This window comes from Pseudoflavonifractor sp. HNCC25GI2 (assembly GCF_058136395.1).
The window spans coordinates 258,427-270,798 of sequence record NZ_JBYUOW010000004.1; the positions used below are offsets into that span (position 1 = coordinate 258,427).

The 12,372-nt window shown below is 58.8% G+C and carries 11 protein-coding genes, 1 pseudogene and 1 riboswitch; of the genes and pseudogenes, 9 read left to right on the plus strand and 3 right to left on the minus strand.

Features of this window, described 5'->3' with window-relative positions:
- Positions 1 to 5: 5 nt before the first annotated feature.
- On the plus strand, positions 6 to 1,703 hold the full coding sequence (recN, locus tag AC3YUO_RS07895; RefSeq protein WP_489962482.1) for a DNA repair protein RecN: 1,698 nt from the start codon (positions 6 to 8) through the stop codon (positions 1,701 to 1,703).
- Positions 1,704 to 1,787: 84 nt separating this feature from the next.
- Here the strand turns inward: recN and queA are convergent, their stop codons facing one another.
- Complete coding sequence (queA, locus tag AC3YUO_RS07900; RefSeq protein ID WP_489962483.1) at positions 1,788 to 2,810, minus strand: tRNA preQ1(34) S-adenosylmethionine ribosyltransferase-isomerase QueA; 1,023 nt, start codon at positions 2,808 to 2,810, stop codon at positions 1,788 to 1,790.
- 19 nt (positions 2,811 to 2,829) lie between these two features.
- Entirely contained in the window at positions 2,830 to 4,596 is a 1,767-nt protein-coding gene (locus AC3YUO_RS07905) for a SpoIID/LytB domain-containing protein (RefSeq protein WP_489962484.1), read from the minus strand.
- A gap of 93 nt (positions 4,597 to 4,689) precedes the next feature.
- Positions 4,690 to 4,868, plus strand: a riboswitch (Lysine riboswitch).
- Between the two features lie 176 nt (positions 4,869 to 5,044).
- Between AC3YUO_RS07905 and asd the strand changes: the two genes are divergently transcribed.
- The 4 genes from asd (at position 5,045) to AC3YUO_RS07925 (ending at position 8,544) form a co-directional block, all read left to right on the plus strand.
- Complete coding sequence (gene asd, locus AC3YUO_RS07910; protein WP_489962485.1) at positions 5,045 to 6,130, plus strand: aspartate-semialdehyde dehydrogenase; 1,086 nt, start codon at positions 5,045 to 5,047, stop codon at positions 6,128 to 6,130.
- 36 nt (positions 6,131 to 6,166) lie between these two features.
- Positions 6,167 to 7,057: a 4-hydroxy-tetrahydrodipicolinate synthase gene (dapA, locus tag AC3YUO_RS07915; protein ID WP_489962486.1), complete on the plus strand. Its 891-nt coding sequence runs from the start codon at positions 6,167 to 6,169 to the stop codon at positions 7,055 to 7,057.
- A gap of 11 nt (positions 7,058 to 7,068) precedes the next feature.
- Positions 7,069 to 7,824 (plus strand): 4-hydroxy-tetrahydrodipicolinate reductase, encoded by a 756-nt coding sequence (gene dapB, locus AC3YUO_RS07920; protein WP_489962487.1) that lies wholly within the window; start codon positions 7,069 to 7,071, stop codon positions 7,822 to 7,824.
- A gap of 105 nt (positions 7,825 to 7,929) precedes the next feature.
- Positions 7,930 to 8,544, plus strand: coding sequence for an amidase domain-containing protein (locus AC3YUO_RS07925; protein ID WP_489962488.1), 615 nt, complete (start codon positions 7,930 to 7,932; stop codon positions 8,542 to 8,544).
- 48 nt (positions 8,545 to 8,592) lie between these two features.
- On the opposite strand, the pseudogene AC3YUO_RS07930 reads toward AC3YUO_RS07925, so the two are convergent.
- Positions 8,593 to 9,045, minus strand: a pseudogene (locus tag AC3YUO_RS07930) (manganese catalase family protein); the annotation flags it as partial.
- Positions 9,046 to 9,169: 124 nt separating this feature from the next.
- On the opposite strand from AC3YUO_RS07930, the gene AC3YUO_RS07935 reads away from it, so the two are divergent.
- From AC3YUO_RS07935 to AC3YUO_RS07950, 4 genes are all read left to right on the plus strand, one after another.
- On the plus strand, positions 9,170 to 10,210 hold the full coding sequence (locus AC3YUO_RS07935) for an alcohol dehydrogenase (RefSeq protein WP_489962489.1): 1,041 nt from the start codon (positions 9,170 to 9,172) through the stop codon (positions 10,208 to 10,210).
- A gap of 22 nt (positions 10,211 to 10,232) precedes the next feature.
- Positions 10,233 to 10,694 (plus strand): thioredoxin-dependent thiol peroxidase, encoded by a 462-nt coding sequence (gene bcp / locus AC3YUO_RS07940; protein WP_489962540.1) that lies wholly within the window; start codon positions 10,233 to 10,235, stop codon positions 10,692 to 10,694.
- A 70-nt stretch (positions 10,695 to 10,764) separates the two neighbouring features.
- Complete coding sequence (gene yaaA / locus AC3YUO_RS07945; RefSeq protein WP_489962490.1) at positions 10,765 to 11,520, plus strand: peroxide stress protein YaaA; 756 nt, start codon at positions 10,765 to 10,767, stop codon at positions 11,518 to 11,520.
- A gap of 3 nt (positions 11,521 to 11,523) precedes the next feature.
- On the plus strand, positions 11,524 to 12,354 hold the full coding sequence (locus tag AC3YUO_RS07950; protein WP_489962491.1) for a TrmH family RNA methyltransferase: 831 nt from the start codon (positions 11,524 to 11,526) through the stop codon (positions 12,352 to 12,354).
- The last annotated feature ends 18 nt before the right edge of the window (positions 12,355 to 12,372 follow it).

Below are 12,372 nucleotides of genomic sequence, written 5' to 3' on the forward strand. Positions count from 1 at the left end.
GGGCTATGCTCTCACTGCTCCACATTGAAAATATTGCCATTATTGAGTCGGCGGACATCGCCTTTGAGCCGGGCTTCAACGTGCTCACCGGTGAGACGGGCGCGGGCAAGTCCATTGTCATCGATGCCATCAGCGCGGTGCTGGGCCAGCGTACCAGCCGGGAGCTCATCCGCACCGGAGCCAAGTCTGCCTTAGTGACGGCGGTGTTTACCGGCCTGCCCAAGCTGCGCTGGCTGGAGGATGCAGGTTTCCCTCAGGGTGAGGAGCTGCTTTTGCAGCGGGAGATTTCCGGAGATGGGCGGAACGTGTGCCGGCTGGATGGGCGTCCGCTGACCGTGGCTCAGCTGCGGGAGCTGGGGCGGCAGCTGCTGGATATCCACGGCCAGCACGACGGACAGCAGCTGCTGGACCCGGCCTGTCACCTGAGCTATCTGGACAGCTTTGGCCGAACGGGGAAGCTGTTGGAGGACTACCGCAAGGCCTACGAGGCGGTCCAGGCACGCAAGAAGCAGATTTCCGCTCTGGAGATGGATGAGGCAGAACGCTCCCGCCGGGTGGACACCTTGACCTATCAGATTGGAGAGCTGGAACGGGCCGACCTGAAAGAAGGGGAGGACGAGGAGCTGGACGAGCGGCGCAAGCTCCTGCGCAGCGCCGGAAAGCTGATGGATGCGGTGCAGGAGGCGGAGTACGCCCTCTCCGGAAGTGAAGACAGCCAGGGAGCCTGCGATCTCATTGCCCAGGCAGAGGGGGCGGTGAGCCGAGTGGCCCGACTGACCGACCCGCTGGCCGCTTTGGCAGAAAAGCTGTCCGCCCTTCGCTGCGCGGCGGACGATGCGGCGGAATGTCTGCGGGATATGAGCCGGGAGCTGGATTTTTCTCCCGGTGAGCTGGACCAGATTGAGGGACGGCTGGATATCATTTACCGCCTGAAAAAGAAATACGGCTCCACGGTGGCGGAGATGTTGGACTATCTGGAGCGCAGCCGCCGGGAGCTGGATCAGATCCAGTATGCCGATGACACCATTGTCCGGCTGACTGCTGAGTTGGAGAAGGAGCGCGCCTGCGCCCGGGAGAAGGGAGCGGCGCTGACCGCCGCGCGGAAAAAGGCGGCGCTGAAGCTGCAGAAGCGGGTGCAGGAGGAGCTGCGCCAGCTGGACATGCCCAAGGTGCGCTTTGAGACAGAGTTCCTTCCCAGCGAAGGGGAAGACGGGATGGATGCCTCTGGCATGGATAAGGTGCAGTTCCTCATGTCGGCCAACGTGGGAGAGGCGCTCAAGCCCATTCAGAAGGTAGCCTCCGGCGGCGAGCTGGCCCGGATTATGCTGGCACTGAAAAATGTGCTGGCGGAGGACGACGGCATCGGCAGTCTGGTGTTTGACGAGGTGGACACCGGTGTGTCCGGCCGGGCGGCCCAGAAGGTTGCCGAGAAAATGGCCGATGTGGCCCGGCACAAACAGGTGTTGTGCGTCACCCATCTGCCCCAGATTGCCGCCATGGCAGACGCCCACTTCTCTGTGGAAAAGGGAGAACGGAATGGCCGTACCTATACAAAGGTGGAACGGCTCAGCAAGGAGGGGCGGGAGGAAGAACTGTCCCGGCTTATTGGCGGCGCACAGGTGAGCGAGGCTCTGCGCCGCAGCGCGGCCGAGCTCTTGGAGCATGCCCGGGAGTACCGGGAGGCCCGGAAGACAACCAAATAAAAGCGTTCAAAAAAACTCTCCCGATGCGGTGCCATTTCCGGCACCGCATCGGGAGAGTTTTTTTGTTTCATAGCAAAGGGGAGCTCAATAGATAAACATGGCATCACCAAAGGAGAAGAAGCGGTAGCGCTCCCGCACTGCCTCATCATAGGCGGCCAGGACATGTTCCCGACCGGCCAGGGCGGACACCAGCATAATAAGGGTGGACTGGGGGAGATGGAAGTTGGTGATGAGGGCGTCCAGCACCTTGAAGCGGTATCCGGGGTAGATGAAGATGTTGGTCCAGCCCGAGCGCTCCGTCATAGTGCCGTCCTCGGAGGCGAAGCTTTCAATGGTACGGCAGGAGGTGGTACCCACACAGATCACCCGCCCGCCGGCGGCCTTGGTCTCGTTGATAATGTCCGCGGTCTCCTGGCTGATCATGCAGAACTCCGAGTGCATCTCGTGGTCCTGAATATCCTCCGCCTTCACCGGACGGAAGGTGCCAAGACCCACGTGAAGGGTAACGTAGCAGACCTTTACACCCATTGCCTGTACCTGATCCAAAAGCTCGGGAGTGAAGTGGAGACCAGCGGTGGGGGCAGCAGCCGAGCCCATCACCTTGGAGTAGACGGTCTGATACCGCTCGTTGTCCTGCAGCTCCGCCTTGATATAGGGGGGGAGGGGCATTTTGCCCAGCGCTTCCAAGATTTCCAGGAAAATACCCTGGTAATGAAAACGCACCAGCCGCTTGCCGTCGTCCAGCTCCGCCTCAATGGTGGCGGTCAGCTGTCCGTCGCCGAAGCTGACCTGGGCGCCCGGCTTAAGCTTGCGCCCGGGACGGACCAGGCATTCCCATTGGTTGTCTCCCTTGTCGGTGAGCAAAAGAACCTCGCAGACGCCGCCGGTGGGGCGGTGGCCGATGAGGCGGGCGGGGAGGACCCGGGAGTTGTTCAGAACCAGGCAGTCTCCGGGACGGAGAAACTGAGGCAGGTCATAAAAATGGTGGTGACCGGTTTGACCGGTGTGCTTGTCCAGGGTGAGAAGCCGGGAAGCGTCCCGGCGTTCCAGAGGAGTCTGAGCAATCAGCTCCTCCGGCAGGTAAAAATTAAAGTCCGAGGTTTTCAACGATTACGCCATCCTAACGTTATTTTTGATAGGGCCCGACCTGGGTGCCCGGGTAATAGAATTCACAGATTTCTTCGTAGGTAAATCCAAGCTGAGACATGGCATAGGCGCCATACTGGCTCATGCCAATCTGATGGCCCCAGCCTCCGCCGTTAAAGACATAGGAGTTGCCGGAGACCGTGACGGTACCGCCGCCCTGATTGGAGCCGCCGGAGCCCGTTCCGGGCTCCAGAGCCGAGGTGGTGCCGCTGCCCGAGATGACATAGAGGTCATCACCCAGAGCAGCTGTGGTACCGGCACCTGAAATGGCATACAGTCCATCCAGAGAGGAGAGGGACCCGGAGCCATTGACGGCGTAGCTTCCGTCCGAACCGGAGGTGCTTCCCGACCCGCCTGTTACGGTCTGCCCGTTGATGGTAAAACGGATGGAGTTCACGCCGAACACGCTGCGGATGCTGGTGGGCTTAAATTCGCTGGTCTGATTGTTGTCCCAGTGTACGGTGAGCTTAATCACATTGCCCAGTTCTGAGTAGAGAAGCTCCAGATAGTCGATGGAATGTCCGGTGCCGTAGTATTTGCTGTGGAGGCGGTCCTCCAGCTGAGCGGCGGTGTAGGTAACTGTCCAGTTGGCACGGGCGTTGATGCTGGCCGCTTTCTCCTCATAGGGATCCACTACGCCGCTTAAGTATGGGTAGGTGTTGACGGTGTCTGTGCCCCAGACATATTTGGCGTTTTCACTGGCACCTCCGAAGCTGGAGGAGTAAACTGTTTCAGCCAGAGAATTTTTGTACCACACCACCTGGCCGGCGGTTTCTTCCACCGCCTGGTCGCTGACCGCAGAGGGCCCCCAGGTTGTGCTCTTGCTGCCCGCTCCGTTGTAGACCTGGCAGTGGTCGCTGTTGCACAGGTCAAAGTCCAGACTGTTGTGGCTGTTTAAGCGGCGCAGAGCATAGGTGCGGGCGCAGGTGGCTTGGGTCTTCAGAGCCTCCAGGGGCCAGGTCCGACCCATCTCATAGGGAGCAACGCCTTTTACATAATTCTCCAAATCGATAATATTGGCTACGGTAATGTTGCCGCCGTCAATGCGCTGATAGGTAAATCCGCCCCGGTACTTGATGTCCCAGAACCAGGTGCGCACATCGGAAGCTCCGGTGACGTCAGGCATAATGCCAAGGCTCTGTGAAGCGCCTCCATCAAACTGGAAGAGAATCTGGCTGGTTCCGGTGGCTACCACATTGACGCCGTAAGAGCTGGTTCCCACAACCGTCCCGTAACCCAGAGAGGAGCAGGCGGCGGCAGCGGCTTCTTTTGTGGTGTAAGCGCCGACGCGAACCTGATAGGAACCATTGATCCAAGCAACAAAGCCGCCCAGAGACTTGGCATCGGCAGAGGCGTCCCGATAGGAGGAGTAGCTGCCGGGAACCTGGATGTGGTAGCAGCCGACCACCACGCTGCTGCCATTATCCGAGTTGGAATAGGAGCTGCGGCTGCCGCTGCTGTCAAACCAGGTGTTTTGCGTTTTGATGACGCTGACTTGCTCCACACTGGCGTCCGTGCGGGCCAGCTCCACAAAGTTCAGGTTCTTATCGAAGTATCCGAACCGGTAGCCGGCGCCGTATCCGGTGTTGTTCCACAAATTGGCGCCAATGAGTTCGCCGATCTCATTGTAGCTGGAGGAGGAGGCGAGGCCGATACGCAGCATGACCTCCCCATCGCTGTTGACCGTGGCGGCCCAGCTTGCCGGAACAGACAGGAATAGTGCAAGCAGAACAGCGACAAGTTGCATAAATCTTTTGGTCATAACGGACTCCATTTCTCTGTTTTCCATGATACGTGCTATTGACACTCACTTCCAAACATGGTAGGATAAACACAAATTCTGCAAGATAGAGGCGCGGCTACATTAGTACGCATGGTCAGGGTTCCGGTTCCCGTTTCAGCCATGCGGAAAGGGGACGCCGCCGAAGGGTTTCCTTCGCCGGAGGGAGAAGCCCTGGTCGCTTGGTTAAGAGCCTGGCGACTGTCATCAGAGTGAGCTGATGGAGCGCTGTCTGCTTTTGTGAATATTTTGCCGGCTGTCTGCGAAGAAGTATCACAGTCGACATTATAGTACAAAATCAGCCGCTTGAAAAGCCGCTGATTTATTTTTTCTCTTTTGCAGAAGACAAAAGCGGGAATAACTTATTTCCAGCCAAATCATAGCATATTATAAAGTTGATGCGGAGGTAATCGAGATGGAAAAGTATAAGGTAGGAATTATCGGCGGAACGGGCATGGTGGGCCAGCGTTTTGTCACGCTGATGGAGAATCACCCCTGGTTCCAGCTGACAGCGATTGCGGCCAGCCCCCGCTCCGCCGGCAAGACCTATGAGGAGGCTGTTTCCGGCCGTTGGGCCATGAAGACCCCCATTCCTGAGGAGGCCAAGGGTCTGGTGGTGATGAACGCCCAGGACGACGTGGAGAAGATTGCCGGTCTGGTGGACTTTGTCTTCTGCGCGGTGGATATGAAGAAGGAAGAGATTCGCGCTCTGGAGGAGAAGTACGCCAAGGCCGAGTGCCCGGTGGTTTCCAACAACTCCGCCAACCGTTGGACCGACGACGTGCCCATGGTCGTGCCCGAAATCAACCCCCAGCACCTGGAGGTCATCCCCTTCCAGCGCAAGCGTCTGGGCACCAAGCGCGGCTTCATCGCCGTCAAGTCCAACTGCTCCATCCAGTCCTACGCCCCTGTGCTGCACCCCCTGATGAAGTACGGCATTGAGAAGGTGCTGGTCTGCACCTACCAGGCCATTTCCGGCGCCGGCAAGACCTTCGAGCGCTGGCCCGAGATGGTGGATAACCTCATCCCCTACATCGGCGGGGAAGAGGAGAAGAGCGAGCAGGAGCCTCTGAAGGTTTGGGGCACCATCCAGGATGGCAAGATTGTGAAGGCCTCCAGCCCGGAGATCACCGCCCAGTGCCTGCGTGTGCCCGTGTCTGACGGCCACACCGCCGCCGCCTTCGTTACCTTCCGCAACAAGCCCACTGAGGAGCAGATCAAGGCTGATTGGGCCGCTTACAAGGGCCGTCCCCAGGAGCTGAATCTGCCCTCCGCCCCCAAGCAGTTCATCCACTATTTTGAGGAGCCCGACCGTCCCCAGGCCAAGCTGGACCGGGAGCTGGAGGGCGGCATGGCCATCTCTGTGGGCCGTCTGCGTCCTGACACCCAGTACGACTATAAGTTTGTGGGTCTGAGCCACAACACCCTGCGGGGCGCTGCCGGCGGCGCGGTTCTGCTGGCTGAGCTGCTGTGTGCCGAGGGCTATATTGACCACAAGTAATTCGGTTTGTTTGATTGAGGAAAGGGTTGTAATTGTATGAGAACTCCTGTATTTACCGGTGCCTGCCCGGCTCTGGCCACCCCTTTTGACCAGAACGGAAACATCAATTTCGACGCTTTCGGAAGACTGATTGACGCGCAGATTGCGGCGGGCGTGGACGCGGTGTGCGTCTGCGGCACCACCGGCGAATCCGCCACCATGTCCATCCGGGAGCACATCGCGGCCGTGGAATTCTGTGTCAAGCGGGTGGACCACCGGGTCAAGGTTATTGCCGGCGCGGGATCCAACGACACCTCCGCCGCCGTCTACCTGTCCCAGCACGCCCAGGACTCCGGAGCCGACGCTCTGCTCCATGTGACACCTTATTATAATAAGGCCAGCCAGAAGGGCCTCATCAAGCACTACGAGTACATTGCCGACCGGGTGGACCTGCCCATCATTCTCTACAATGTGCCCGGCCGTACCGGCGTCTCCTTCACGGCCGAGACCTACAAGGTGCTCTCCAAGAACCCCAAGATCAACGGTGTCAAGGAGGCCAGCGGCAACTTCTCTCTGCTGGCCCACACCCGTTATCTGTGCCCCGATGACTTTTACATCTGGTCGGGCAACGACGACCAGGTGGTGCCCATGATGAGCCTGGGCGCCAAGGGTGTCATCTCCGTGGTGTCCAACATCGCCCCCGAGGTGATGGTGAAGATGAGCCATCTGTGCCTGGAGGGCAACTTCCAGGAGGCGGCCAAGCTGCAGATCCAGTATATGGACCTCATTGATGCCCTCTTCTGCGAGGTGAACCCCATTCCCGTCAAGACTGCCATGAATCTGATGGGCATGGAGGCCGGTCCCCTGCGTCTGCCCCTGTGCGAGATGTCGGAGAAGAATCTGGCCACTCTGCGTGCCTCTATGGAGCGTATGGGCCTGCTGAAGTAAGGGGGAGCCTGATGCTGAAGATAATCATTTCCGGCTGCAACGGCCATATGGGCCGGGTGGTGGCCGATCTGTGCGCCGCCGACCCCAAGGTGGAGGTCGTGGCTGGCTTTGATGTGCTGGGCAGCAGTGACCGGGAGTTTCCCGTATTCACTTCGCCGGCTCAGTTTACCGGAGAGGCGGACGCGGTGATTGACTTTTCCTCACCCGCCGCCTTGGACGGCCTTCTGACGTTTGCCAAAGCCACCAAGACCGCCCTGGTGCTGGCTACCACCGGCTATACCCCGGAGCAGGTGGCCCAAATCGGCGCGGCGGCCTGTGAGGTGCCTATTTTCCGTTCGGCCAACATGTCCCTGGGCATCAATGTCCTGCTGGAGCTGGTAAAGAAGGCGGCCTCCATTCTGGGGGACAGCTACGACATTGAGATTGTGGAGCGGCACCACCGCCGCAAGGTGGATGCTCCCAGCGGCACTGCCCTGATGATTGCCGATGCCGCCGCTTCCAGCTGCGGACATGAGACAGAGTACGTCTACTCCCGGCATGAGGTCCGCCAGCCCCGGGACAAGAAGGAGATCGGCATCTCCGCCGTCCGTGGCGGAACCATCGTGGGAGAGCATGAGATTATCTTTGCCGGACACGACGAGGTGATGGAGATCAAGCACACCGCCCTGTCCCGGGAAATCTTTGCTCAGGGCGCCATTGAAGCGGCGAAGTTCATGGCCGGTGTGACCGAGCCTGGTCTGTACGACATGAGCCAGCTGGTAAAATAAAAGCCTGTTTGGTTGACATTAAAATCCCGTCCCAGCCTTTTGAAGGCAGGGACGGGATATTTTTTGCCCGGGAGAATAGAATGGGAGGGAAAAGGAGTGATGGCAATGCCGGAGATTATTCCCTACGACCGGGCTGCGGCGGTGCGCTATGCCCACCGCTGGGCCTATGGACGGAATCCGCGCTTTTATAATTTTGACGAGCTGGGTGGAGATTGCACCAATTTTGCCTCCCAATGTCTGTACGCTGGAACGGGAATCATGAATTATATGCCTACCTACGGCTGGTATTATCTCAGTGCCAACGATCGGGCTCCGGCCTGGACGGGCGTGCCCTACTTTTATAATTTCCTGACCCGGACAGAGAAAAGCGCTGGCCCGTTTGGAATCCAGGCCAATCTCAGAATGCTGATGCCGGGAGATTTTGCTCAGCTCCGGTTCTCCTATGACGTATTCGGGCATACACCAGTGATTGTAGAGGTGGGGAATCCTCCGTCTCTGGATAATATTCTGGTGGCAGCCCACAGCCAGGACGCGGACTATCGGCCTCTAAGTACCTACGTCTATCAGGAAATCCGGTTTATCCATATTTTAGGCGCACGACGGCAGCAGGAGGAACAGGAGCTTGCCGCCCCCTCAGAGGAGGAACTCATATTGGATGCGCTTCCGGAAGAACAGGAGGAGCTGCTGAGCTCGGAGCCGGAGGCCGAACTTCAACTCTAAAGAAACGGTGCGCCCGCAGGGACGCACCGTTTCTCTTGTTTGGAATGGTCAGCCCTGGGCCTTGGGCCGGGCGGTAACCGCTTTGTCAAAGGCGGGGTTGGTGAGATAGACGTTCTTGGAGTCCATTTTTTCCTTGCACAGGCGCAGACACTCGCCGAAGCGCTGGAAGTGGACAATCTCCCGCTCCCGCAGGAAGCGGATGGCGTTGTTGACGTCCGGGTCATCGGACAGCCGGAGAATGTTGTCATAGGTAAGGCGGGCTTTCTGTTCCGCGGCCAGATCCTCTGTGAGGTCGGCAATGACGTCACCGGTGGACTGCATGGAACCGGCGCTCCAGGGGAAGCCGGAGGCAGCGGTGGGATAGATTCCGGTGGTGTGGTCCACAAAGTAGGCGGCGAAGGGCGTACCCTCAATTTCCTCCGCCTTCAGGTTTCGGGTCAGCTGGTGGACGATGGCTGCGATCATCTCCATGTGGCCCAACTCCTCGGTACCGACGGAGGAACTGCCATGAGCCTTTGGACAGATGGAACAGCAGGTATCGGGGGGATGGCGTTGACGGCCTTTCCGGGGGCGATTATAATGGAGAGGAAACGCAGTACCAAATCACACGGGGGAGGAACCGCCTATGCTGGCCTATACCTACATCAAACAGGGGGAGTTTCAACTGCTGGACAAGCCCAGGCCCACACTGCTGCATCCCCGGGACGCCATTGTGAGAGTGACCTTGGGCAGTATTTGTACCAGTGACCTGCACATCAAGCACGGCTCTGTGCCCCGTGCGGTGCCCGGCATCACCGTTGGTCACGAGATGGTGGGCGTGGTAACGGAGGTGGGGGAGGCGGTCACCAATGTCCAACCCGGTGACCGGGTGACGGTGAATGTGGAGACTTTCTGTGGGGACTGCTTCTTCTGCCAGCATGGCTGGGTCAACAACTGCACGGACCCGGACGGCGGCTGGGCCCTGGGCTGTCGGATTGACGGGGGACAGGCGGAGTATGTCCGAGTGCCCTATGCCGACCAGGGGCTCAATAAAATTCCGGATTCTGTCACCGATCTCCAGGCATTGCTGGTGGGAGATGTGTTGGCCACCGGCTATTGGGCCGCTAAAATCTCGGAGATTGGGCCGGAGGATACCGTGCTCATTCTCGGCGCTGGTCCCACCGGCATTTGTACGCTGCAGTGCGTGCGGCTGTATGGCCCTAAAACCATCCTGGTCTGTGACAAAGACACCAGCCGCCTGGAATTTGTCCGGTCCCACTATCCGGAGGTGCTCACTGTTGGCCCGGATCAAGTGGAGGAACTGGTCCGCCGAAGCAGCAGCCACGGCGGAGCGGATGTGGTTCTGGAGGTAGCGGGCAGTCCGGATACCTTCCGCATGGCCTGGCAGTGTGCCAGACCCAATGCAGTGGTTACGGTGGTGGCCCTGTACGACGAACCTCAGACGCTACCTCTGCCGGATATGTACGGAAAGAACCTGACCTTTAAAACCGGCGGGGTGGATGGCTGCAACTGTGAGGAGACGTTGGCGCTGATTGCCCAGGGCAAGCTGGACACCACGCCACTGATTACCCACACGTGCCCCCTGAGCCGCATTCAGGAGGCCTACGACCTCTTTGAGAATCGCCGGGACGGCGTCATCAAAGTGGCCATTACCCCCGATCATTAAGTTTTAAAAAGGAGAATGTATGATGCTGGACGTTGGAAGCAAAGCACCGGAGTTTACCCTGCCGGACAAGGCGGGAAACCTTGTCAGCCTGTCTGATTTTTTAGGCAAAAAGGTGATTTTATATTTTTACCCCAAGGACAATACCCCCGGCTGTACCCGTCAGGCCTGTGCCTTTGCCCGGAATTACGGGGCGTTTCAGGAGAAAAATGCCGTGGTAATCGGCATCAGCAAGGACTCCACGGCCTCCCACCTGAAATTTGCCCAGAAATATGAGCTGCCCTTTGTGCTCCTCTCCGACCCGGAGCTTCAGGCGATTCAGGCCTACGGCGTCTGGCAGGAGAAGAAGCTCTACGGCAAGGTGAGCATGGGCGTGGTACGCTCTACCTACCTCATTAACGAGGAGGGCATCATTGAAAAGGTAATGCCCAAGGTGAAGCCGGATACCAACGCAGACGAAATCCTGGCTTACCTGGCGGGAGAATGACCAGCCAGACCGGAAAGCTGCGCCGCGGACGCACCTGCCCGAAACCCAATGACGTGGAAGGAACGAATCAATGCGTATCATCATCTCACCGGCCAAGAAAATGAGGACAGATACCGATACGTTGGCCTGGAAAGACTTGCCCTGCTTTCTGGATAAAGCAGAAGCACTTTACAGAAAACTTCGGACCATGCCCCCGGAGGAACTGAAAAAGCTTTGGAAGTGCAACGACTCCATTGCCGCCCTAAATGTGGAGCGGCTGAGAACTTCCGAACTGCGCAGTCGGCTGACACCTGCCATTCTGGCTTATGAGGGCATTCAGTATCAGTATATGGCTCCCGGAGTGTTTACCCAGGAGGAGTTTGACTATGTCCAGGAACATCTGCGGATCCTGTCCGGCCTTTATGGGGTGCTTCGCCCCTTTGACGGAGTGACGCCCTATCGCCTGGAGATGCAGGCCAAGCTGAAACTATGTAATGCAAAAGACCTTTACGAATATTGGGGCGCAGACATTGCAGAACGGATTTATGGCGAGACGGACTGCGTCATCAATCTGGCCTCCAAGGAGTACAGCCTCTGCGTATCCCGGTATCTGAAACCGGGGAGAACATTTCTTACCTGCGTGTTTGGGGAGGAAATAAACGGCCGGGTGGTGGAGATAGGGACCCTTTGTAAAATGGCCCGGGGGGAGATGGTGCGCTATCTGGCACAGACTGGGGCGGAGGAGCCAGAGGCGCTGAAGGAGTTCTCACGGCTCAATTACGTCTTTTCTCCTGCCCACTCAGATTCACAGCACTATGTCTTTCTCCAGACCGGGAAGGGGGAGTAGTCCATGGCCAACGTCATTGAAATTACCGACCTTGCAGCGCCGGAGCTGGCGGTCTATACCCAGTTGACACATGCCCAGCTGCGCAGCCGCCGTGCCCCGGAGAAGGGACTGTTCATTGCGGAGAGCGCCAAGGTCATCTCCTGTGCTCTGGCGGCGGGGTGCCGCCCGGTCTCGTTTCTGATGGAGCGACGGCAGCTTCCGGCGCTGGAGCACTCCATGCTGGAATCATATGGGGATGTGCCTGTCTATACCGCGGACCGGGAGGTACTGGCCCGTCTGACGGGCTATGAGTTGACCCGGGGCGTGCTGTGCGCCATGATGCGCCCGGTCCTGCCCAGCGTGGAGGAGCTGTGCCGCACGGCCCGGCGCATTGCGGTGTTGGAAAATCTGGCCGACCCCACCAATGTGGGCGCGCTGTTTCGCTCCGCCGCCGCTCTGGGTATGGATGGAATCTTGGTAACCCCGTCCTGCTGTGACCCCCTGTACCGCCGGGCGGTACGAGTGAGCATGGGGACGGTTTTTCAGATTCCCTGGACCCAGATCGGGGAGGACCCCTCTCAGTGGCCCCAGCCGGGCCTCTCACGCCTGCGTGACATGGGCTTTCAGACCGTGGCCATGGCCCTGAGCGACCGCTCTGTCTCCATTGACGATCCGGTACTGGCCCGGGTGGAAAAGCTGGCCGTGATTCTGGGGACGGAGGGGGACGGCCTTTCTCCCCATACCATAGCGGAGTGCGATTATACTGCCCGCATCCCCATGTGCCACGGTGTGGATTCCCTCAATGTGGCCGCCGCCGGAGCGGTCATTTTTTGGCAGCTGCGTCCCCGGCCTTGAAATGGTTAGATTGGAGCG